The sequence below is a fragment of the Aristaeella lactis genome, from assembly GCF_018118585.1.
GTDB lineage: Bacteria > Bacillota > Clostridia > Christensenellales > Aristaeellaceae > Aristaeella > Aristaeella lactis.
In genome coordinates, this window is sequence record NZ_CP069421.1 from 1,155,359 (window position 1) to 1,178,226 (window position 22,868).

Sequence of the window (22,868 nt, forward strand, 5' to 3'; positions counted from 1 at the left end):
TAAAATGCTTAAAAGTAAAGATATTGCGTGTTTCCTATGAAAAAATGTAAAGATTGAGGTTGGATGGTACATAAAACGGAACCCCGGGACGGTTCCTAGTTCCATTTTTCAAAAAAGTGGAACAGAGGAACCGTCCCGGGGTTCCGTTTTTTGGCAGCTTCCCCGCCGCCTCCTTCACCACACTTCGTCACATGCGACATACTCACATACATCCTCATGCAGTTGAAAAGATTCTCTTTCTTTTCTTTCTTCTAAATCTATTTTGTTAATAACCCTGGATATACTTGATTTGGGTGTATCGGTATACTGCTCTATCTGATTTACAGAGAGCCCCGCCAGGTATAATTTCTGGACATATTGCCTTCTGACAGGTTTATCCAGCATCATAAACTCATCCGATGACGTACACCCCGTGATATCCCTGAACAACTCTTCCGCTTCCTCATCCGTCATGCGCCAGCGGATCTCTGTGTCATCCAACGCCTCATCGTCATTGGCCTGGTTCACGAAGTCGATGAGCGCTTCCCTGCCCCCGAACATCTTCTCCGCATAGGCGGTGTCCGTCAGCTGACCGCCGCCTTTTTCATAGGCCAGATAGCTGCTCCAGCGGTAGGTGCCTGGTTTGCTTTCCATGCCCGCCTTCATGGGGTTCTGAAGGATATACCGCAGGACGGTCATATAGTACCGGTCCGTTTCCACGTTCTCGCTGCGGAACCGGTCCTGGAACAGATGACCCACCCGCTGGTATTTCCGGTTGTACCAGACCGCGTACCGGCTGCCGATCCGCTTGAAGATGATCTCCAGCGGCTCGTCCCCCGCCGGCTCCAGCAGCAGATGGAGATGGTTGGGCATCAGGCAGAAGGCATGGAGCTTAAAGCCGGAGATCTCCTTGCATTCTCCCAGGATGGTAATAAAATGCCGGCGATCCGCGTCACTCTGGAAGATCACCTGCCTGTTGATCCCGCGCATCATGATGTGATAGATATTCGATCTGCTTTTTGTTCTCGCTGTTCTCGGCATAGATCATCACCCGCTCAACTATATCATCCGGATCCATCGTCTGTAAAGATTCTGCAGGACTGCCTTTCTCCCTTGATTTACATAATTTACAGAGTTGTTACACCGTTTTTCTGTGTTTCATGATATCATCTGATCATCAGGTAAACCATTGATTAAGGAGCATGCATATGAGCGAGATCCAGGATACCGACAAAATCTTTGTTCCCGAGGAAGAAGAACCCCCTAAGAAGAAGTTTCAGCTGATCCTCATCCCGGCGGCCATCACGCTGGTGATCATGGTGGTCATCTTCCTGCTGACCGCCTACATTTCCACAAAGAAGTACAACGTGCGCGACGGGATCTTTGGCAGCCCGGGTACGGGTCTCAGAAATTTCCAGGTAGCATCCGGGATCATTGGCACCGCCCTGCAGAACACCCTGCTGGTCAAAGTCTTTATGCTTGCTGTGTGCGGCGTGCTTTCCGCAGCCCTGTGCACAATATATAAAGCCATGAAAAAGCCTGGAACGGTTCTGACCGCTGCCTGCCTGTGGCTGGTTCCGCTGGTGCTCCCCTCCTTCATGCTGACTCTCGCTTTTATCCATTTGCCGGATCACACGTCTATCCTCGGTGCCGGCTTGCTCCATCTTCTCTCGGAAGGCCTGCAGACGATTTCCCTCTTCTGCTTTACCGCCGGCATCTTCGCTTATCTGCACATGCGCAAAGGCATTGAAGCCGAAAAAGGTGCGTATTCAGGCCTTTTGACTGCCATCCTTGTCTGGCTCCTGGGCAATATGACCACAAACGGTATCCTGTTCGTTTTTCAGAATGCTTATCCTTATTCAAACACCTTTGACTGGGCTATATTCACCAACAGTTTTGTCGGTAGCACAGGCGCCGGCAATGCCATTGCTGTCATTAAGGTCCTTCTGCAGGTCCTGATCGGCATTATTCCTGTTATATACCTGCGCCGCCGTGCCGGCGAAAATCATGTTGAACTGAGCAAAGCCTCCGGTGAATTCTGGCTGTTCCCGATTGCCGGCATCAGCCTGGTCCCGATCCTGTTCGGCAACAAACTGGCGGATGTTATTGGCGATAAATGGGTCTCTGCCGCCGCCAACAGCATTCTGCTCGCTGTCGGTGCCGGAGCCTTCGGATGCCTGATTGCCTGGAGCCTGATCCGGCTCATGAGCCGCGCTTCCGGAAAAGCACTCGGCATCATCGCGATCGTGCTTGCAGCAGCCCTGAGCTGTGCCTTCATGGAATTCATGTTCTTCCATAGGGTTATCTCAAATGATACGCTTCTGCCCCAGGTGCTTACCGTTATATTCGACTGGCGCATGGTGCTTGTGATCATCATCCTGGCGTTCATCCTGCGGAATCATAAGGTCAATCGTCCCGCAAGCCTGATGGCTGCGCTGGCACTGCTTGCCGGTGCCATCTCATGGAGCGGCCTGTACAGCGCATATATTTACGGTGCCAGCAAGCGTGTCAGTACGCTGTCATACATGTATTATGGATTGATCGCGAATATCAAAACGATCAGTTCAAGCGGCTCATTCTCCGCATACGGCATGGAACGCCTCTACTGGCCCTGGGCTCTGCTGATCTACGCTGCCCCGCTGCTTCTCGGCCTCGGTGCCGCCCTGCTGATGCGCAAGGCTTTCATGAAACCGGAGCCCCGGGACGATTCCCCTGTTCCGGTTCCGGAACAGGAAACCCAGCCCGGGATGAACCGGGAAGACGTATCCGGCGGGTCAGCGGAAGCCGAACCTGAGACACAGGAACCATAAGGAGAATTATGAAAGAAGTCTATTATCTCAATAAAGAAACCCTGCCCCGGATCCCCGTTCCCCATGACTGTTTGATCAGGGAGGTCGCCCTGAAGGACGGGTTCCTTGAATTCACATTCGAAGATGATATTAACCTGCATGATTCGATCCAGGCCATCAAACCGGAAGCGAAATCCCTGATCATCCGGTATCACCTGATCTATGATCTGGATGATATAGAGATCATATTTCTGGAATCAATTGCCTACCATTGGTGGGCACGGGATCCGTATGCTCATAAATCTCACTTCAGGGTTTATGATTATAAAAAGCTTCCTGAATTAACGAAGGACGGCAGTCTTTCGTACAACGCGCATTATGTCAACTATAATGCCATGTTCATCAGGCTTAGTTCACGTTGTTCTATCCATATAGAACTGTTTGCGGATTACGTGGAATATGAGTGGATCTGCTGAACCCGAATGAAGGATCGGCCAGGGGGAAAAACGGAACCCCGGGACGGTTCCTAGTTCCATTTTCAAAAAAGTGGAACAGAGGAACCGTCCCGGGGTTCCGTTTTTATTCTATGTTCATTCTTCCGGTACAGGTCCAAGGGACTCAAACTTCAGGTTATGCTTCTCCGCATAGGCCTGGACCGTGCTGTTCTCATATCCGTACAGTGTCACCCAGGGTGTATTTTCCGTGATGAGGTTGTCATCCGGCAGGTTGACATTCGGATTGAGAATCACGAGCTTTTCCAGCTTGTGGCAGTCAACAAAGGCATATCCGGAAATATACCCAACAGAAGCAGGCACCGTCACGCTTTCCAGGGATTTCGCCCAGGAAAAGGCCATCCAGTCGATTACTTCAATTCCTTCCGGTAGTTCAACCGTCTTCAGGTTCTTATCTTGCTGGAAGGCAAAGGCTCCGATGTTGATAATCCCCTTCTGGAAATCCTCCGGTTTAAGCTCGGTTTCTTCCCTGTTGTTCGGATAGAAAATCAGTGATTTCCTGTTACGGCTGTACAGTACGCCATCCACAGAATAATAGAATTGATTTTCAGGGGAAACATAAACACCCTTCAGTGTGGATATTCCCGAAAAGTCACCGCCGTCGCTGTGCAGCTGCCTCAGCGTGGACGGAAGATGGATCGCTGATATTTCGGGATAACTGAAGGCAGTGTATCCCAGTTCTTCCGTTCCTTCCGGAATGATATACAGATCTGTTTTCTTTCCGTCCGGATAATAAATCAATGTCTTCCCGTCTGCGGAAAACAATACGCCGTCAATCGACTTGTACAGCGGGTTGCCTTCCTCCACGTTGATTGCCTCAAGCTTCGGGTTGTTGCTGAACACCTGCGCCTGTATTGGCACATAACCTGTTGTTGCATCAATATAGTATTCCAGATTCCTCAATGATGCTGGCAGCGTAATTTCACACAGTTCAGGGCAGTTCCAGAAGCAGTAGCTTCTGATCTCCTTCAGCCCGCGAGGCAGATTCACTTTCGTGACCATGCTGTCATAAAACGCGGACTCACCCAGCACTTCAATCATATAGGGCACGGTCACTTCTCCGCCGGATCCCTTATATTTGACCAGGGTGTTTCCCTTGATCTCAAAGTCCTTGTACTCTTCCGCCCACCGGGCTTCCTGCTCGGCCATGACGTCCACCGGCTCACACTCAGGTTCCGTTTCCGTATTCGCCGACACTTCCTCCGGTGCCGGTCCCAGGGATTCAAACTTCAGGCCCCATTTTTCGGCGTAAGCCTGGGTAGTGCTGTTGTCATACCCGTAAAGCACCGCCTGATCCGAATCCTGTATGATGATATATTTATTGATTTCACGATATTTTTCCTCAATGAAACTGTTGTCAGGCAGCAGAACACGAGGATTCAGAATAACAACTTTCTGAAGGGTCCGGCATGAATCAAACGCATACGCGCTGATCTCTTTTACAGAAGCCGGAATCGTAACGCTTTCCAGGGACAGAGAAGAGCAAAAGCTCATCCATCCGACGTATTCTACTCCTTCCGGTATTTCAACGGTAACCAGGTTACGATTGCACGCAAAAGCTTCCAGCGCGATATTCGTCACCTTTTCAGGAAAAACCTCTGCCGCCAGTTCTGTCCCGGATTTGCTTGCCGGATAAGAAATCAACGTATTGTCTTTATACAGGACACCATCTATCGAATAATACTTTTTATTATCCGGCGATACATTGATTTCTTCCAGTGTCAGTATGGCCGTGAAAGGATTTTCATCGTATTTATCCAGCTTCTCCATGGTTGAAGGAATGCTGATCGACTTCAGATTCGCGGAGCTGAACGGGGAATATCCCAGTTCCACTGTTCCCTCCGGAATGGCATACTCTCCGTCATTATATTTCCCATCCGGATAATAGAGCAGTCTTTTGCCGTCCGCGGTAAAAAGCACACCGTCTATGGATTTATAATTCGGATTGCCCTCCGCCACCTTTATTTCGCTCAGTGACGAATTGAACGCGAAAATCTGTGATTTTTCTATTCCGTTCTCATCATACTCAAGGTTTGTCAGAGATGCCGGCAGGGTAATATCTGTCAGTTCATAACACGCAAAGAAACAGAAGCTGTCAATCTCCTTCAGCGTTTCCGGCAGGTTGACCTTTGTCACCCGGGCGCCATCGAATGCCCATGTGCCCAGTTTCTCAATCCCGTCCGGCACGGTCACTTCCCCGCCGGGGCCGTTATATTTCACCAGGGTGGTTCCTTCAATAGTAAACTCATCCTCCGCGGCTTCCCCCGCGGCGCCTGCGCAAGCCAGGCATACAAGCATTAAACAGATTACCAGAGTCCAGATTTTGCACCATGAATGACTTTTCATTTCGTCACATCCTTTCTGCTTCACCTGAAGCCCGTATATTAATCTGACGAATGAGCCGCCCATTTCTTTCACGTTTTCAGATTTGTTAATACTTTTGTTAAAATTTACAACCGGAAAGAGACAAATCCGCACCCGAAAACGGAACCCCGGGACGGTTCCTAGTTCCATTTTCAAAAAGTGGAACAGAGGAACCGTCCCGGGGTTCCGTTTTTTCCAATCCTGTCATTCGTCCCTGAATCTATCTTTTCATCCCTCCCGGTAACTTTTCTGTTGTCCCGGTGCAAGAACTTTGTTATACTTGTCCATAGGTTTTTGTACAATTTGATGCCGAGGAGGCTGCACTCATGTCCGAACAGACAAAAACAAAGCTTTTCCGGGAGAAAAGCCTGGAAGCCGTGGAATCCCCCGAGAGCCTGAATGATTACCTGCGCGTGACCTCCCCCGGAGTCTGGCTGATCCTAGCCGCGGTCATCGTGCTGCTGGTAGGCGCCATCCTGTGGGGAATCTTCGGCCATATCCGCACAACGGCGAAGGTCGCTGTTTCCGTTTCAGAAGGCAAGACTGTCTGCTATGTCCCCTATAACAAGGTGGACGGCGTCATGGCCCAGGGCGTGATCACCCTGGAAGGCCGGGAATACCCCCTGGACACGGAAGCGGAATGTGAGCTCGTCATGATCGAGAAGGACACTCCCCTGCGCGTCATGAAGGCCGGAGAGCTGAACATCGGCGATCCGGTGGTGCTCGTCCCCGCGGACACGGACCTCAAAGACGGCGTCTATGCCGGGGTGGCTGTCACGGAGGACCTGCAGCCCATCTCCCTGCTGCTGCAGTAAGGAGGGTTCGGCGTGTTTGGATTGAAGAAAGCGGTGCCAAAGCCCATTGAGAAGGGCGTGGCCCGCGTACCCGTGGTCATGCAGATGGAGGCGCTGGAATGCGGTGCCGCCTCCCTGACCATGATCATGCACTACTATAAAATGTGGATCCCGCTGGAGCAGGCCCGCGTGGACTGCGGCGTTTCCATGGACGGCGCCAGCGCCAAGAACATCATGGTGGCGGCCCGCAGCTACGGCATGACCGCCAACGCCTGGCGGGTGGAGCCCGAAGACCTGCAGAAGGAAGGCCCCTTCCCCTGCATCATCCACTGGGGCTTCAACCACTTCGTGGTCCTGTGCGGCTTCCAGGGAAACCGCGCGGTCATCAACGACCCTGCCCGTGGCCGTGTGAAAGTGGAATGGGAGGAGTTCGACCGGGAGTTCACCGGCGTATGCCTGTGCTTTGAGCCCGGAGAAGCCTTCGTCCCCTCCGGCAAGCCCAAGAGCGTTATTTCCTATGCCAAAGAGCGCCTGAAGGGCAGCGGCACCGCCGTCGCCTTTGTGGTGCTGACCACCACCATCGCCAGCCTCATGGGCATCATCCAGCCGGCTTTCTCCCGGACCTTCCTGGACCGGCTGCTCTCCGGCAGCAACCCGGACTGGCTGACCCCGTTCATCCTGCTGTTCCTGCTCTTCACGCTGATCAGCATCGCGGTCACCTGGATCTCCGCCACCTATTCCCTGCGCATCCAGGGCAAGATGACCTCCTACGGCAGCAGCAGCTACCTCTGGAAGGTGCTCCGCCTGCCGATGCAGTTCTTCTCCCAGCGTATGAGCGGTGATATTGCCGACCGCCAGAGCACCAACGCGACCATCGCCACCACCCTGGTGCAGATCTTCGCTCCCCTGGTCATCCAGGGCGCCATGATGATCTTCTACCTGGCGGTCATGATCCATTACAGCCCGCTGCTGGCGGCCATCGGCGTCGGGGCCATCATCCTGAACCTGATCGTTTCCGCCCTGGTCACCGCCAGGCGCCTGAACATCACCCGCGTACAGCAGCGGGACTCAGCGAAGCTCTCTTCCGCCACCATGTCCGGCATCTCCATGATCGAGACCATCAAGTCCAGCGGCGCGGAGAACGGCTTCTTCGGCCGGTGGGCCGGCTACCAGGCCAGCGTGAACACACAGAGCGTTTCCTATACCAAACTGAATCTCTTCCTGGGCACCCTGCCCAGCGCCATCACCGCGGCGGCCAATATCGCCGTTCTGGGTCTCGGCGTGCTGCTGGTCATCCGCGGCCGGTTCACCGCCGGTATGGTCATGGCCTTCCAGGGCTTCCTGGGTTCCTTCATGGCCCCGGCCAGCGCCCTTATCAACGCGGGCCAGAGCATGCAGGAGATGACCACCCAGATGGAGCGGGTGGACGACGTCATGAGCTATCCCGAAGATCCTTCCTTCAGACCCCGTGAGAAGACCGCCGAGTACCAGAAGCTCTCCGGCGCCATTGAGCTGAAGAACGTCACCTTCGGCTATTCCCGCCTGGGCAAACCGCAGATCACCGATTTCTCCATGACCGTGAAGCCCGGCCAGAAGATCGCCTTCGTCGGCCGCACCGGCTGCGGCAAGAGCACCCTGGCCAAACTGATCTCCGGCCTGTACCGTCCCTGGAGCGGCACAATCACCTTCGACGGCGCCTCCCTGGATGAGATCGACCGGGACGTGTTCACCGGTTCCGTCAGCGTCATCGACCAGGATATCACCCTGTTCGAGGACACGGTCAGCCAGAACATCAAAATGTGGGATGACTCCATTGAGGACTTTGAAGTCACCCTGGCCGCCCGGGACGCCGGCATCTATGATGATATCGTCACCCGGGAAGGCGGCTTCCTGCACAAGCTCCTGGATGGCGGACGCGATCTGTCCGGCGGGCAGCGCCAGCGCCTGGAGATCGCCCGGGCCCTTTCCCAGGATCCCACCATCTGCATCATGGATGAAGCCACCAGCGCCCTGGACGCCCGGACCGAGTACGAGGTCATCAAGTCCATCAACGCCCGCGGCATCACCTGTATCATTATCGCCCACCGCCTTTCCACCATCCGGGACTGCGATGAGATCATCGTCCTGGACAAGGGAAAGATCGTGGAGCGCGGCACCCATGACGAACTGTACGCCCAGGGCGGGTATTACACTGCCCTGGTCAGCAATGAGTAAGAAAGGAGGCGCGAAGCATGGGCTGGTTTGATGATCAGATTGAATTCCGAAAAAAACATGAACGGGAGCTGCTGAGCGACTCCTTTGAGAACATCGCCCGGAGCGTCACAGGCCGGAAAGTCCGCAAGAGCCTGCTGAACGACCAGGAAGACGTCAGCGATGCGGTCAGCGCCCTCCTGCGCCACATGGGCGTCAAGGAAAAAGAGGTTCCCCCGACCGTCCGCGGCCTGCGGGACCGGCTGGATTACCTGCTGTCCTCCACGGGCATCCTGTACCGTGAGATCATTCTCACCAAGGGCTGGCAGAATGACGCCATGGGCCCCATGATCGCAAGCCTGAAGGATTCCGGTGCGGTCATCGCCGTGCTGCCCAGCGAGATGGGCGGCTATGAGTACATGGACCCCGCCACCGGCAAAAAGGTGGGCGTCAACGTCCATACCGCCGCGAACATCAGTGAGGAAGCGCTGTGCTTCTACCGTCCCCTGCCCATGCGGGCCCTGAAACTGCGGGACCTCCTGAAGTATATGATGAGCTGTCTCACCGGCCGCGACCTGGTCAGCTTCGGCGTCGCCGCCCTGGCCATCACCCTGGTGGGCCTGCTGATCCCGAAGCTGAACCAGATCCTGACCGGCACGGTCATTGCCACCGGCAGCACCAGGCTCCTGCTGGCCGTGGTGAGCTTCCTGCTCTTCGCCACGATCACCGGAATCCTTCTGACCATTATCCGGAATATGCTTTTGTCCCGCATCCGGTATAAGCTGAACATCAACGTCAGCGCCGCCACCATGATGCGGATCCTGAGCCTGCCCGCCTCCTTCTTCAAGTCCTACAGCGTGGGTGAACTCAACCAGTACATCAGCTATATGGACAGCCTGTGCACCACTCTAGTGGACAGCCTGTTCAGCACCGCGGTCACAGGCCTTTTCTCCCTGATCTATTTAGGGCAGATCATGACCTTCGCTCCGAGCCTTGTCTGGCCCAGCCTGATCGTCACCCTGCTGACACTGGCCGTGAGCCTGATCTCCGCCCGGGTGCAGATGCGCATTGACCAGGAAACCATGGTGCAGGTCGCCCGGGAACGGGGCCTGGTATACAGCCTCATCAACGGCATCCAAAAGATCCGCCTCTCCGGTGCGGAGAACCGGGCCTTCGCCAAGTGGTCTGAGCTGTATGTCCAGAGCGCTTCCACCACCTTCAACCCGCCGGCCATCATCCGGCTCAGCAGCGTTCTGACAACAGCCATCTCCCTCATCGGTACGGCGGTCATGTATTTCATCGCCGTGAAGAGCAGGGTCAGCATCGCTGACTACTTCGCCTTCAACGCGTCCTACGCGAACATTTCCACCGCTTTCTCCGCCCTGGCCACCATGGCCCTGTCCGCCGCGTCCATCAAGCCGGTCATCCAGCTGATCAAGCCCCTGCTGGAAGCAACGCCCGAGGCCAGCGGCAACCGGGAGACCGTGACCCGCCTCAGCGGCAATATCGAGATCAGCCACGTCACCTTCAGCTACGATCCGGACAGCAAGCCCATCTTTGAGGACTTCTGCCTCACCATTCCCGCCCGGCAGTATGTGGCGATCGTCGGCAAGAGCGGCTGCGGAAAGAGCACCCTGGTACGCCTGCTCCTGGGTTTTGAAAAGCCTACCCGCGGCGTCATCAACTACGACCGCAAGGACCTGCAGCAGCTGGACATGCGTTCCGTCCGGAGGCAGATCGGTACCGTCATGCAGGACGGCCGGCTCTTCTCCGGCAGCATCTTTGACAACATCGTCATCTCCGCCCCCACCCTCAAGCTGGAGGAAGCCTGGGAGGCCGCGGAGATCGCCGGCATCGCGGATGACATCAGGGATATGCCTATGGGCATGCATACGGTCCTGCAGGACGGCGGCGGCACCATTTCCGGCGGTCAGCGCCAGCGCCTGATGATCGCCCGGGCCATCGCCCCCAAGCCCCGCATCCTGATCTTTGACGAGGCCACCAGCGCCCTGGACAACATCACCCAGCGCAAGGTGTCCGAAGCCCTGGACAAGATGAAGTGCACCCGCATCGTCATCGCCCACCGCCTGAGCACCATTAAGCACTGCGACCGCATTCTCGTCATCGACGGCGGAAAGATCGCCGAGGACGGCACATACGAAGAGCTGATCGCAAAGAACGGCATCTTTGCCGAGCTGGTCGAGCGCCAGAAGCTCAGCAACGAGAGTTGACAGAGGGACGGGGTTTTTGTCAACTCTCTTCGAATCAAAAAGGGAAGCTGTTTATGAACAACAGCTTCCTTTTCAGTTGGTTGAAGTTGACAGAGGGACGGGGTTTTTGTCAACTTTTCCAAACTATAAAATCCGATCCGGGCCTTCAAAAAAGTTGACAAAAACCCCGTCCCTCTGTCAACTATGCCTTCATCACGATACCGCGGGTTATGCCGGTCAGCCTTTCAATCTGTCGGATGGACAATCCCCCATCCTTAAGAATTCGCAAGGCCTTATTTCTCTTGACTCGATCCAGTTCCTGAATCTTTGTACCGCTTTCCATATGCAGCAATTCTCTGATCTTCTCCTGGGCCCGGGAATCAGTCAGTCGGCTTGGATCTTTGAATTCAAAATATCCATCATCCTGGTCATGCCCCGTATACATACTGTATTCCATAAAACCGCTTTTTCCACCCAGCATATTCAGAACAATATCTGCGTCCACCATTCCTGTGACCCCGTCATAGTACTTCCAGCTGCTCCAGCGGTACTGATCCACAGAACACAGCCCTGCCTTCACAGGATTATTATGAATATAGCGCATCGCGCTCAGCAGATAGGATCCGCTTTCAATCGCCTTACTCTTATACCTGTCCTGGAACAGATATCCGATTCGTTCATATTTCGTATTATAATACTTTGCATAGGTGGTTGAGATTTTATTCATCACCCGATCCATCCCGCTGTCAATTTGAACCAACAAGTGAAAGTGATTCTCCATCAGGCAGAAAGCGAGAAGCTTAAACTTTTCTTCTTCTTTGTATTTCTTTAAGATTTTCAAGAAAAAAAGATAATCAGCGTCTTCTTCAAAAAGAACCTGTCTTGCAATTCCTCTTGCCACAATGTGATAATACCCGCTTACGCTTTTTATTCTCGCTGTTCTGGGCATGATTCTCACCCCCTTGGTATCAGTATAAGTGGTCTATTCCGTGAACTCAAGGCGAACAAAAAAATAATCTGAGTTGACAGAGGGACGGGGTTTTTGTCAACTTTTCCAAAACAAACACCCGATCCGGGCCTTCAAAAAAGTTGACAAAAACCCCGTCCCTCTGTCACCCTTTTCATTTTTCTTCCGTTTTTTGCAATTTTCCCCTTGCATGAAACTGTTAAATCATGGTATTTTTATACAGGCAAAAGCTTTCTGAGACAATGAGATACCGTTATAAGGCTTTTGCTGATTTTTTTCGGATTTTTTAATTGTCTGCTGACAGCTGTTCAAACTTGTACGTATCTATGTATGGATAGTAAAACGGACAGTTGTTTCAACACCATATCAAGTCCTGGAGGTATTGTATGAAAAAGTTTTATCGGATCTTTCTGGCTTCGGTTCTTACCCTGTCACTCCTGACGGGCAGCATCGGCATTCCTGCTTTCGCAGAAGAGATGATCGATGCAGAAATACCGGAGGAAGAGCTCAGCGGCACAGCCCCGGAAAGGGATTATTACCCGATCAATCATACAAATCCACTTAATTATGTGGCCGATACAGGGAACATCTCCGGCCAGTTAGTCAACTGGGTCTATATTGAAAACGACGGTAAAGAAAAGGGCCCGGAGCAAACTGCCGTTACGCTCGGCGCTGCGAACGGACACAGAAACAATGTAGGTTTAACAAACATCTACATTCACGTCAGCTACGCTGGAGAGCCGATAACGCAATCCGAGCCCACCGCCCTTCATGTTTTCGCTGAAAATGAAGGCACGGCCGACATCAACGTGAGAGGCATGGTTATCGCTGAAACGGCCGGTTCCAATGTGCCCGGCGATCCCACAGCCATCAAGGCAGAATCCAGTTCCGGCGGCCAGACCACGGTGACGGCCGAGGGACAGGTAATTGCCGGCGAGGACACAGAAGGCCTATACCTCGATCATACACTTGTGAACGCCTCCTCCACGGGTGAAGGCAGCAACACCGCCGTTACACTGCTCAGCACGGCCAACGGCGATGTGAAAATCAGCGCAGCGGACGGCGGTACGTCGGTCATCAATATTGACAACGAGGGGCAGGGTCTCGGCAGACGCGCCACGCTGTCCTCCAACGACGACGGCAGCCTGGCCCAGCTCAACCTGAAGGAAGGCAATGTGTCCGAGATCCGGTTCCGCGGTGAAGACGGTACGCGTGAAGCGAACATTAACGGCGACGTCAAAATACAGGTAGAATCCTACTTCGCAGGCGGCGAAGCCAACGCAAACATTACCGGCAATGTCGGCGACCCCAATGCCTCACAAGGCGGCATCAACGCCACGGTCAAGGGAGGCGGAACCGCTAATTATGACGTAGACGGAACCATTTACGGCCATGTTTATCTGAACGAAAATAAAAACGAAGATCACCTTGACGGCGCCAACATCAATGTGCAGGCCGCGAATGTCGAAGGCGAAGTCAGCATTGGTTCCCAGCATGACGGCAAATACAACGTCACGATCGAAGAAGACATTACAGCCAAGGAAGACGCCCTGAAGATCAGGAACAACAATTCCGAAGTCAACGTTGATGTCCAGGGAAGCATTACCTCCAACGGCGGAACCGGCATTGCCGTGAACAATGTCGGCGACCTTGAATGGATTGAAGCCGGCACGTTTGACAACGTGGATGATCTGCCGGCAGGGCGCAACGAGCTCAAATCCATTCTGAACCCCGCCACCACAGGGGATGAGGTGACGTTCACGCTCGATCACAAGAGCACGCTCAACGAAAACACCGAGCAATACAACGACGACATTCTCTACGAATACACAACAGACGTGTATACAGATACTCCTATCCCCCTCCACAAGGATAACGACCCGGACAACCCCACCATTTCCAGATGGGGCATTAATGACGAACAAAATATCACGGTCGTCTATCCGGGAAATACATACAAAAAGTATGAAATAACCGGTGAGGAATACAAACCGGAAACCCAGATAACCTATGCCCGTGAGCGTATTGACTACGAAAACACAGACGTGACAAACGTGAATGTGGGCGAAGACCTGATTGTCAAAGGCGAATCCAGGGAGCTTACGGGCATCAGCGTCCGGAGCGATAACAAATTCAATGAAACCAACATCAACATCGGTGACAACGTGAAGGTGACCTCCCTGGACACCAATGAAGAAGGTGACCACACCGCCACCGGTATCCGCGTGGACGCCCTGGAAGGCGACATCAACATCAACGTCGCGACTGACCTGGTGGTCGAAGGCGGCGTCAACGACACCGGTATCGTCCTCAACCGGCATGCCCATGAAGAATTTGCCGCCAGCAGCGCGGAAAAAGTCAACCCCGAGGATCTGAACGGCATCTCCCTGGGCGACCAGATCATCGACGGCAAAGTCGTTCAAGTGTATGAAGCGGAACAGGAAGACGGCACCGCGCTGTATTACGACGAAGAAGGCAATGTATACGACTGCGTCACCGTGGCAAACGAAGGCACGACCCAGATTGTCATCGGGCGCGACGTGATCAGCGACGGCAACGGCGTTGAACTAACCGCGGCCGGAGAAGAAAAGACCGACCTGATCATCGACGGCTCCCTGGTCGCCACCGGCGGCACCAGCGTTGTGCTCAAGGACGACACGACCCTCGGCAATAACCTGACCCTGACCGTATGGGAAATGACGGCAGACAGGGACGGCGACTACGTCAAGCGTGAGGAATATGACGAAACCACGGACAGCAAGAAGCTTGTTGCCGACCGGGAAGCTGAAAAAGCCATCCAGTACATTATCCGGGTTGACCCCAGCCAGGAGGGCATCATCCACACAAACGGCACCAGGGATTACAAAGGCCGCGACGTTGCCAATGAAGGCGACATCATTGTGCTGAAGATTGACGTGCCCGCTGGCCTGATGATCGACGAGGTATACGGCGACCAGGCCCATAACAAGCTGGTCCAGGACAGCTACGGCAACTATTTCATGATCGTTCCGCGCGGCGGCGGCGTACTCTTCTCCGTAATCCTGAAGGATTATGTTGAGCCTGAACCGGAACCCCAGCCGGAACCCAAGCCCCAGCCCGATCCCGAACCCAAGCCCGCGCCGAAACCCGAACCCAAACCCGAACCCAAACCCGAACCCCAGCCCGAACCCCAGCCGATTGACGAGTCCATCAACAAGCCCGCTGAAATTGCTGTTTATGTTGCCCGGCCTCTCCTCACAGCAACCGACCTTACCGGAAGCGTACAGCTGAACTGCTTCCGCGGCGGCACTTTCACAATCCACCTTCTGAACGGCCGCCGCACCACTTTTACAGGCAAGATCACTCTGTACAGTGATGGCACTCTGTATCTCATCGGACCGGACGGTTTGGAAATGCCAATCAACGAAAAAGGTGAATTCACCCTGATCGTGGGCAGCGAACGTTTCTCCTTCCTGTTCACAGAAGCAGATCTCGCCGTGCTGCGGTCCTGCGCCAAATAACCTGACAAAACAACAGACAGGAGAGCCGGTCTCTCCTGTCTTCTTTATATTCATACCGGAAGGATACGGCGGTCCAAACCCTTTTCAGCCCTTGATTCTTCACGCCTTATCCTATATAATCTGTACATACCCACCCAAACCATTCAGTAAAGGAAGTATGAACATGAATATCCGGAAAAGCACAGAATCCACCAAACTGACGATCGCCCTTGAGGGCCGCCTGGACACCACCACCGCTCCGCAGCTGGAAGGCGAGCTGGCCACCGCACTGGACGGCATTACCGATCTGATCTTTGACCTGGCCGATCTGGACTATATTTCTTCCGCCGGACTGCGTGTCCTGCTCAGCGCCCAGAAGAAGATGAACAAGCAGGGCAGCATGATCGTCCGCCACTCCAAGCCGGAGATCATGGAGATCTTCGATGTGACCGGCTTCACGGATATCCTGACACTGGAGGATTAACGTGATTTCCTGATCATCCCGGGAAGGAGGGTGCACCGCATTGAAAGAACTGACCCTGGAAGCCACGCTGGATAACCTGTCCGAGGTGCTGGGCTTTGTGGACAGTTTTCTGGAAGAAAACTACTGTTCCGCCAAAGCACAGATGCAGATCGATGTGGCAGTGGAAGAGATCTTCGTCAATATTGCCAGCTATGCCTATGCCCCGAAAACCGGCAATGCCACCATCAAGCTGGACCGGGTTGAACACTCCCCCATCGTGACCATTATCCTGGAGGATGAAGGCGTCCCCTACGATCCGCTTGCAAAAGCCGATCCGGACATCACCCTTTCCGCGGACGAACGCCAGATCGGCGGTCTCGGAATCTACATGGTGAAGAAAAGCATGGATTCCATGGAATACCAGCGAGCGGATGGCAAAAATATCCTGACACTGAAAAAGAAGATCTGATCCCAGATCTTCTTTTTTTGCCAGTTGGATTGGGCCATAGGGACGGTTCCGGTGGCCCATTTTCGAATCGACACAACAGGAAAAACCAAGCATCACCTAAAATGGGCCACCGGAACCGTCCCTATGGCCCATTATGAATTGGCTTATACTCTTACCATTTCCACACCTTCAAGGGCTTTGGCGATCAGCTCTTCCGTGTCCAGCTTCGCTTCTCCCTCCAGGATCTTCTCCATCTTGGGATGGGTTGCCGGATGACGGGGCGTGAACACCGTGCAGCAGTCCTCATAGGGCAGCTCGGAGATGGCCAGGGTGTCGATCTTCCGGGCCACGTCGATGATCTCGCTCTTGTCAAAGCCGATCAGCGGCCGGAATACGGGCATGTTCACCACCGCGTCCGTGGTGCCAAGCGCTGTCATGGTCTGGCTGGCCACCTGGCCGATACTCTCGCCGGTGATCAGCGCCTCGCTCTCCGTATCCCGGGCAATGCGCTCCGCGATCCGCATCATATACCGCCGCATGATCAGGGTGGTGTATTCTTCCGGGCACTTCTCGTGAATAGCCATCTGGATCTCGGTAAAGGGTACAATGTACACCTTGATGCCGCAGCAGCTGAAGGACAGCTTCCGTGCCAGGTCCAGCACCTTTTCCTTCGCCCGGTCAGAGGTATAGGGATAGCTGTGGAAGTGCACCGCGTTGATCTGCACGCCGCGCTTGGCGATCATCCAGCCCGCCACCGGGCTGTCAATGCCGCCGGAAAGCAGCAGCGTCGCGTTGCCGTTGGTACCAACGGGCATACCACCGACCGCCGGGATCACCTTCACATACAGATAGGCCATATCCCGGATCTCGATGTTCACCAGGTGCTCGGGGTTATGCACGTCCACCTTCAGGTTCGGATTGGCCTGTAGAATGCGATAGCCCACTTCCTCGTTGATGGCCATGGAGTTCATGGGATACCGCTTGTCCGCCCGGCGGGCATTGACCTTGAAGGTGCCTTTCAGGTCCTTCGCCATCTCCACCGCCTGGGCACAAATGGCCTCAAAGTCCTCCTTGGGCATCTCCACCGCGGGGCACACGCTGTGCACACCGAAAACCTTCGTCACCCGGCTGATGCACTCCTCCAGGTCATTGAAGCCCCGGACAAAGATCCGGCCATCATGGACCCACACTTCCGCGCCCATGCCGCGCACGGCATAACGCACCTTACGTACCAGCGCGCGGATAAAGTAAGGACGGTTCAGTCCCTTCAGGAAGATTTCGCCGTAGCGGACAAGAAGTAAATTCTGCATTGCTTACCAGTTCCTTTTCTCGATAGTTTAATAATCAGGGATACATAACCAGACTCATTGGTGTCATCCTGAGTGAAGCCGCAGGCGGAATCGAAGGATCTCCTTCGGATTCAGATTATAACCCGTAACTAAGAATTACACGATACATACCCAGACTCGTCAGCGTCATCCTGAGTATTCATAATTCTGAATTATCTCCGGGTAAACTTTTTCAGCATATTGTAATGCTTTTCGACGCACGCGGCCGCATAGTCAATTTCTTCTTCCGTTGTGTACGGGCACAGGCTGAACCGCAGCGAGCAGTCCGCCCGCTCCGTGCTGACGCCCATGGCCTTCAGCACCGGCGAGATCTTCTGCTTCCTGCTGGCGCAGGCGCTTCCGGCGCTCACATACACCCCGTCGCCTTCCAGCGCAAAAAGCATCGTCTGGCTCCGCACCGGCATCAGGGCGATATTCAGGATATGCGGCGCGCACCGCTCCGTGCTTTCTTCCGGCCCGTTCACTCCTGCCTCGGGGACCTTCTCCAGCAGCGCGTCCCTAAGCCTGATTTTCAGCCGCCGCATCCGGTCATTCGCCTCCGGATCCCAGGTCCTCACGGCTTCACCCAGGGCAATAATGCCGAACGTATTCTCCGTACCGGACCGGATATTTCCTTCCTGTCCGCCGCCGAACTGCACCGGCCGGACCGGATGATCCTTCCGTACGATCAGCGCGCCGGTTCCCTTCAGCCCGTGGATCTTATGCCCGCTGAAGGCATAGGACTGGATGCCCAGCCTGTTGAATTCCAGCGGCATCCGCAGGAATCCCTGTACGCCGTCCACATGGATGGCGGCTTCCGGCGCCAGCCGGTTCCGAAGGCTCACGATCTCCTCCAGCGGCTCCACGCCCCCGGTCTCGTTGTTCACCTGCATCACGGAAATGAGGAGCACGTCCTCGCTCAGCATTTCCTCCAGCTTCGCCAGGTCCACCGTGCCGTCCGGCCCCGCGGGAATCTCGTCCACCGCATGGCCCATCTTCCGGATCTCATCCGCGCAGGCGGACACCGCCGGATGCTCCACCGAGGAGATCAGCACCCTGCCCGGCTTCCGCCGGCTCTTCAGGTGTCCCAGCAGCGCCAGGTTATCCGCCTCGGTTCCGCCGGATGTGAAAATCACGGTCTGCCCCGCCGCGCCTGCCGCCTTCCGCACGGTTTCCCGAACAGCTTCCAGCTCTTTCTGCACTTCCAGGGCAGGCCTGTATAAAGCGGATGGATTATACCATCCGCTTTCCATCTGCTTCGTAACAGCCGCCGCGACTGCCTGTGAAGGCTTCGTTGTGGCGCTGTTGTCCAGATATACAGTCATCGCTTACTCCCGCCAGGCCCCGTTGGGCAGGTATTTACGGATATAATCCACCATTTCATCGCTGGGCTCGAGGATGATCATCTTCTTGTCCTGCTCCTTGGTGAAATAGAAGTAGTACAGCTCCGCTTCCCGGTTCAGGAACCAGTTCATGCGCTTTACGCCGGGCATGCTCAGGTACCGCTGGAAGGAAGAGGAGGTAACCTTTCCGAAGGCTTCCACGTTCCGCACGTTCAGGCTTCCCAGGCTCTTGCGCTTCTTGTTGTTATACACTTCCGCGAAATCCAGGGAGCCGTTTGTGAAAGTATACTCATACTCTGTCAGCAGCCTGTCATGCATCCAGTAGGTATACACCGCGATACCGGCAGACACAAGCATCACAATAACGGAGAACCAGCTGAAATTGGTGCTCAACGTCCCCAGCGTCATACTGGCAATGATGCCCGCGAGGACGATCACGATCCAGCTCAGGTAGTACAGGGCGCGGTTGAAACCGTTCTTGTGCTTGACAACAACTTCTTCCAGAAAGTGATCCATGAAAGGCATAAGATTTTCCTCCAATTCGTGATTCTGAATTCAGAATCACGAATTGAGGAAAATCAATTCAGAATTCAGAATGCAGAATGCAGAATTATTTTTTGTTACACCATTATATATACTGAGGAACATGTCCCTGACAAGATGGTTTATCAAGAATTCAGGGAATGTTCATGTATATATCACATTAGTTTTTCCGGGTCAGTGTACTGCGTGCCAGTTCCCGGAAGAAATCGGCATTCCAAGGCAGGTTATCGAGCGCTTTTTCCGCCAGGTCAACCTGTTCCGCGGCGTCTTTGGCGGTGCCTTCAACGCCCTTCAGGGCCACCCAGGTCAGCTTGTTCAGCTCCGCGTCCATGCCGGTGTTCTTTCCCAGCAGCGCCGCGTCCCCGGTCACATCCAGCAGATCGTCCGTCATCTGGAACGCCAGCCCCAGGTGCAGGCCGTACTCAAAAGCCGCCCGGATCTGTCCTTCATCCGCCCCGGTCAGCGCCAGACCGGCTTCCATCGGGGCTTCCAGCAGATCCGCGGTTTTGTGGGCATGGATATAGGAGACCAGATCCTCCCGCGGATCATCTCCTTCCGACAGCACATCCTTCGTCTGTCCGGCGATCATCCCGGTCACGCCGGCATGGCGCATGATGATCTCCAGCGCGTGGATTCCCCGGGCATCCGCCATCCGCAGCGCCGCGCGGGCCATCAGCTCCGCCGCCGCGTTCAGCAGCCCGTCTCCTGCCAGGATCGCCAGATCTTCACCGAACACCTTGTGATTCGTGGGCTTACCCCGGCGCAGGTCATCGTTGTCCATAGCCGGCAGATCATCATGGATGAGGCTGTAGGTATGGATCATCTCCAGCGCACAGGCAAAGGGCATTGCCGTAGTGATATCCCCGCCCGCCATGTCGCAGGCAGCCAGGAGCATCACCGGCCTCAGGCGTTTTCCGCCGGCCAGCAGGCTGTAACGCATGGCTTCCAGCAGCCGGTCCGGGATCTCTCCCAGGCTTTCCAGCATCGGCCCCAGCGCCAGTTCCACCTCGGCGCGGTATTCCTCATACGTCTTCATGCTCATTCTCCCGGAGTCTCAAGCTCCTGTTCCTTCCCGTCCTGCAGCACGGTAAGCCGGCGGTTCATATCCTTCAGCTCCTCGTCCAGGGCGGAGAGGGTCTTCATGCCCTCCTCAAACTGCTTCACCGAATCCTCCAGGGGAAGCTTTCCCTCCTCGATCCGGCTGATGATCTCCTGCACGTCCTGCAGGCGATCCTCAAAAGACTTCTTCTCTTCGCTCATGTTGTTCCCTTTCTGGTCACAGCCACACGGCCGTCCGCGAACTGCAGGGTCATTTCCTTCTGCTGCTGCGCTTCCGCGGCCCTTGTCATGATCTTCTCCTCCGGATCATATACCAGGGCGTATCCCCGGTTCAGTACTGCCAGCGGGCTCACCGCCTCCAGCCGCTCCCGCAGCCTTATAGTCCGGTGTTCCACGTCCTTCAGCCGGTTGGTAACTGCCAGCCAGAGGTTTGTCTTCGCGTCCTTCATCTCCGCCGCGGCATTCTCCAGCCGTGCGCCCATGGCGGTGCACAGCTGCATCTTTGCCAGTTCCCGGCGGTTCAGCAGCAGGGCAATCCGCTTTTCCGGCGAAAGGCCCGCCAGCCGGTGCATCAGGGAACTGACCGTCAGTTCCGCCCGGCGCAGCCCGTTTGACTGGGCCCTCACAAGGCCGGACCGCATCAGGTCCACCCGGCCCTGGAGTTCTCTCCGGTCCGGGAATACAATCTCCGCCGCGTTGCTGGGCGTGGAAGCCCTTACATCGGCGGCCAGGTCACACAGGCTGGTGTCGATCTCATGGCCCACCCCGGAAACCACCGGCAGGCGGCTTTCCGCCACAGCCCGCGCCACAATCTCATCATTGAAGCACCACAAGTCTTCCGCGGAGCCGCCGCCCCGGGCGACAATGATCACATCCGCGTCAGTTTCATTGGCTTTGCGGATCCCCTCAGCAATCTCCTTACCCGCCCCTTCGCCCTGTACCGTCACAGGGACAAGGACGATCGGGATTGCGGGACTCCGCTGCGCCGATACATTCAGGATATCATGCAGGGCCGCGCCGCTCCGGGAGGTGACCACCGCCACCTTACGGGGCCGCATGGGCAGCTGCCGCTTCCGAGCCGGATCAAACAGGCCTTCCGCTGCCAGCTTCCGCTTCAGTTCCTCCAGCCGGACGTACATATCGCCCAGGCCGGCGGGGCTGAGGCCCGTTACGATCAGCTGGACCTTCCCCTGGGGCGCGTAAAAGTCCACATAGCCTTCCGCCAGCACCTGGTCGCCGTCCTTCGGGCGGATCTTCGCCCGCAGATTGGCGTTCCGGAACATGGCACAGGTGATGGAGGCATTCGCGTCCTTCAGGCTGAAATACCAGTGACCCGAAGCGATCTGGTTCCGGAAGCTGCTCACCTCGCCGCGCACAAGCACGCTCCGCGTCCGCGGATCCCGCCGCACGGCTTCCGAGATGATCAGATTCAGTTCCGATACGCTCAAGCCTGCTTCATTATTCACGCAAGCGTCCTTTCCGCGGCTTCCACGGTGTTCATCAGCAGCATCGTGATCGTCATCTTTCCGACACCGCCCGGCACCGGCGTAATGTACCCGGCCACCTCTTTCACCGCGTCAAAGTCCACATCGCCCTTCACTTTACCGTCCACCCGGTTGATGCCCACGTCGATGACGATGGCACCGGGCTTCACCATATCCGCCGTCACAAAACCTGCCTTGCCCACCGCGGCCACAAGCACATCCGCCCGGCGGGTATGCTCCGCCAGGTTCTTCGTCCGGCTGTGGCACATGGTTACGGTGCAGTTCTGCTGCAGCAGGAGCATGGCCATGGGCTTGCCCACGATGTTGCTCCGGCCGATCACCACGGCTTCCTTGCCGTTCAGGTCCACACCGGTGGACTTGATCATATACAGGGCGCCCTTGGGCGTGCAGGCCACAACCCCGGGCGTTCCGGTCAGCATATGGCCGGCGTTGATCAGGTGGAAACCGTCCACGTCCTTCTCCGGCAGGATCTTTGCCAGGGCGGCGTTCTCATCCAGGTGTTTCGGCAGCGGCAGCTGCACCAGGATCCCGTGGATCGCGGAATCGTTGTTCAGCTCCTCAATCGCCGCTTCCAGCTGCTCCTGGGTGGTTTCTTCCGGCATGTTGATGGTCCGGGAATACATCCCGACTTCCGCGCAGCCGTTTCCCTTGTTCCGCACATAGATCTCGCTTGCAGGATCATTGCCGACCAGGATAACCGCCAGACCGGGAGTGAGGCCGCGCTCTTTGAGCGCTGAAACGCGCTCGGCAATTTCCTTTCTAAGTGATTCAGACATTATTTTTCCACTCAAGATTTCTGCTGCCATGAAATTGCCTCCCGCGTTGTTTTAATTCAGAATTCAGAATTATGATTACTGTGTACTGATAAAACCTGTTTCGCCGACCATATCGCCCC

Annotated in this window: 18 protein-coding genes; 8 read left to right on the top strand and 10 right to left on the bottom strand. The window is 55.3% G+C overall.

Annotated features, from left to right (window positions below):
- Positions 1 to 174: 174 nt before the first annotated feature.
- Positions 175 to 1,020, bottom strand: coding sequence for a transposase (locus JYE50_RS05435; protein ID WP_084094857.1), 846 nt, complete (start codon positions 1,018 to 1,020; stop codon positions 175 to 177).
- A 167-nt stretch (positions 1,021 to 1,187) separates the two neighbouring features.
- Here JYE50_RS05435 and JYE50_RS05440 point away from each other — a divergent pair, with 167 nt between their 5' ends.
- Both JYE50_RS05440 and JYE50_RS05445 read left to right on the top strand, forming a co-directional pair.
- A complete protein-coding gene (locus tag JYE50_RS05440; RefSeq protein WP_084094858.1) occupies positions 1,188 to 2,789 on the top strand; it encodes a hypothetical protein in 1,602 nt (533 codons plus the stop codon).
- A gap of 8 nt (positions 2,790 to 2,797) precedes the next feature.
- Positions 2,798 to 3,244 (top strand): hypothetical protein, encoded by a 447-nt coding sequence (locus tag JYE50_RS05445; RefSeq protein ID WP_084094859.1) that lies wholly within the window; start codon positions 2,798 to 2,800, stop codon positions 3,242 to 3,244.
- Positions 3,245 to 3,358: 114 nt separating this feature from the next.
- On the opposite strand, the gene JYE50_RS05450 is transcribed toward JYE50_RS05445, so the two are convergent.
- Entirely contained in the window at positions 3,359 to 5,626 is a 2,268-nt protein-coding gene (locus JYE50_RS05450) for a leucine-rich repeat domain-containing protein (RefSeq protein ID WP_179138228.1), read from the bottom strand.
- Between the two features lie 344 nt (positions 5,627 to 5,970).
- Between JYE50_RS05450 and JYE50_RS05455 the strand changes: the two genes are divergently transcribed.
- The 3 genes from JYE50_RS05455 to JYE50_RS05465 are packed head-to-tail and all read left to right on the top strand — an operon-like array spanning position 5,971 to position 10,859.
- Positions 5,971 to 6,459 carry a hypothetical protein gene (locus JYE50_RS05455; protein WP_084094861.1) on the top strand — a complete coding sequence of 163 codons (489 nt, stop codon included), beginning with the start codon at positions 5,971 to 5,973 and terminating at the stop codon, positions 6,457 to 6,459.
- A gap of 12 nt (positions 6,460 to 6,471) precedes the next feature.
- Positions 6,472 to 8,652 (top strand): NHLP family bacteriocin export ABC transporter peptidase/permease/ATPase subunit, encoded by a 2,181-nt coding sequence (locus JYE50_RS05460; RefSeq protein ID WP_283399153.1) that lies wholly within the window; start codon positions 6,472 to 6,474, stop codon positions 8,650 to 8,652.
- 17 nt (positions 8,653 to 8,669) lie between these two features.
- Positions 8,670 to 10,859 carry an NHLP bacteriocin export ABC transporter permease/ATPase subunit gene (locus JYE50_RS05465; protein ID WP_084094862.1) on the top strand — a complete coding sequence of 730 codons (2,190 nt, stop codon included), beginning with the start codon at positions 8,670 to 8,672 and terminating at the stop codon, positions 10,857 to 10,859.
- A gap of 181 nt (positions 10,860 to 11,040) precedes the next feature.
- Here JYE50_RS05465 and JYE50_RS05470 read toward each other — a convergent pair whose 3' ends face one another.
- Entirely contained in the window at positions 11,041 to 11,787 is a 747-nt protein-coding gene (locus JYE50_RS05470; protein ID WP_084094863.1) for a transposase, read from the bottom strand.
- Between the two features lie 404 nt (positions 11,788 to 12,191).
- Between JYE50_RS05470 and JYE50_RS05475 the strand changes: the two genes are divergently transcribed.
- The 3 genes from JYE50_RS05475 (at position 12,192) to JYE50_RS05485 (ending at position 16,216) form a co-directional block, all read left to right on the top strand.
- Positions 12,192 to 15,305, top strand: a complete 3,114-nt coding sequence (locus JYE50_RS05475; RefSeq protein ID WP_084094864.1) for an autotransporter outer membrane beta-barrel domain-containing protein — start codon at positions 12,192 to 12,194, stop codon at positions 15,303 to 15,305.
- A gap of 163 nt (positions 15,306 to 15,468) precedes the next feature.
- Complete coding sequence (locus JYE50_RS05480; RefSeq protein ID WP_084094865.1) at positions 15,469 to 15,768, top strand: STAS domain-containing protein; 300 nt, start codon at positions 15,469 to 15,471, stop codon at positions 15,766 to 15,768.
- A gap of 40 nt (positions 15,769 to 15,808) precedes the next feature.
- Positions 15,809 to 16,216 carry an ATP-binding protein gene (locus JYE50_RS05485; protein WP_084094866.1) on the top strand — a complete coding sequence of 136 codons (408 nt, stop codon included), beginning with the start codon at positions 15,809 to 15,811 and terminating at the stop codon, positions 16,214 to 16,216.
- Positions 16,217 to 16,359: 143 nt separating this feature from the next.
- Here JYE50_RS05485 and thiI read toward each other — a convergent pair whose 3' ends face one another.
- The 7 genes from thiI to folD form a co-directional block, all read right to left on the bottom strand.
- Positions 16,360 to 17,505, bottom strand: a complete 1,146-nt coding sequence (thiI, locus tag JYE50_RS05490; RefSeq protein ID WP_084094867.1) for a tRNA uracil 4-sulfurtransferase ThiI — start codon at positions 17,503 to 17,505, stop codon at positions 16,360 to 16,362.
- A 191-nt stretch (positions 17,506 to 17,696) separates the two neighbouring features.
- Complete coding sequence (locus JYE50_RS05495; protein ID WP_084094868.1) at positions 17,697 to 18,848, bottom strand: cysteine desulfurase family protein; 1,152 nt, start codon at positions 18,846 to 18,848, stop codon at positions 17,697 to 17,699.
- Between the two features lie 3 nt (positions 18,849 to 18,851).
- Complete coding sequence (locus JYE50_RS05500; RefSeq protein WP_084094869.1) at positions 18,852 to 19,391, bottom strand: DUF6106 family protein; 540 nt, start codon at positions 19,389 to 19,391, stop codon at positions 18,852 to 18,854.
- Positions 19,392 to 19,569: 178 nt separating this feature from the next.
- On the bottom strand, positions 19,570 to 20,445 hold the full coding sequence (locus JYE50_RS05505) for a polyprenyl synthetase family protein (protein ID WP_283399154.1): 876 nt from the start codon (positions 20,443 to 20,445) through the stop codon (positions 19,570 to 19,572).
- A gap of 2 nt (positions 20,446 to 20,447) precedes the next feature.
- Entirely contained in the window at positions 20,448 to 20,669 is a 222-nt protein-coding gene (gene xseB, locus JYE50_RS05510; RefSeq protein ID WP_084094871.1) for an exodeoxyribonuclease VII small subunit, read from the bottom strand.
- Positions 20,666 to 21,934 (bottom strand): exodeoxyribonuclease VII large subunit, encoded by a 1,269-nt coding sequence (xseA, locus tag JYE50_RS05515; protein WP_084094872.1) that lies wholly within the window; start codon positions 21,932 to 21,934, stop codon positions 20,666 to 20,668. Before xseA ends, xseB begins: the two co-directional genes overlap by 4 nt.
- Entirely contained in the window at positions 21,931 to 22,779 is an 849-nt protein-coding gene (gene folD, locus JYE50_RS05520) for a bifunctional methylenetetrahydrofolate dehydrogenase/methenyltetrahydrofolate cyclohydrolase FolD (protein WP_084094873.1), read from the bottom strand. The genes xseA and folD overlap by 4 nt, the downstream gene beginning before the upstream one ends.
- Positions 22,780 to 22,868: the final 89 nt, after the last annotated feature.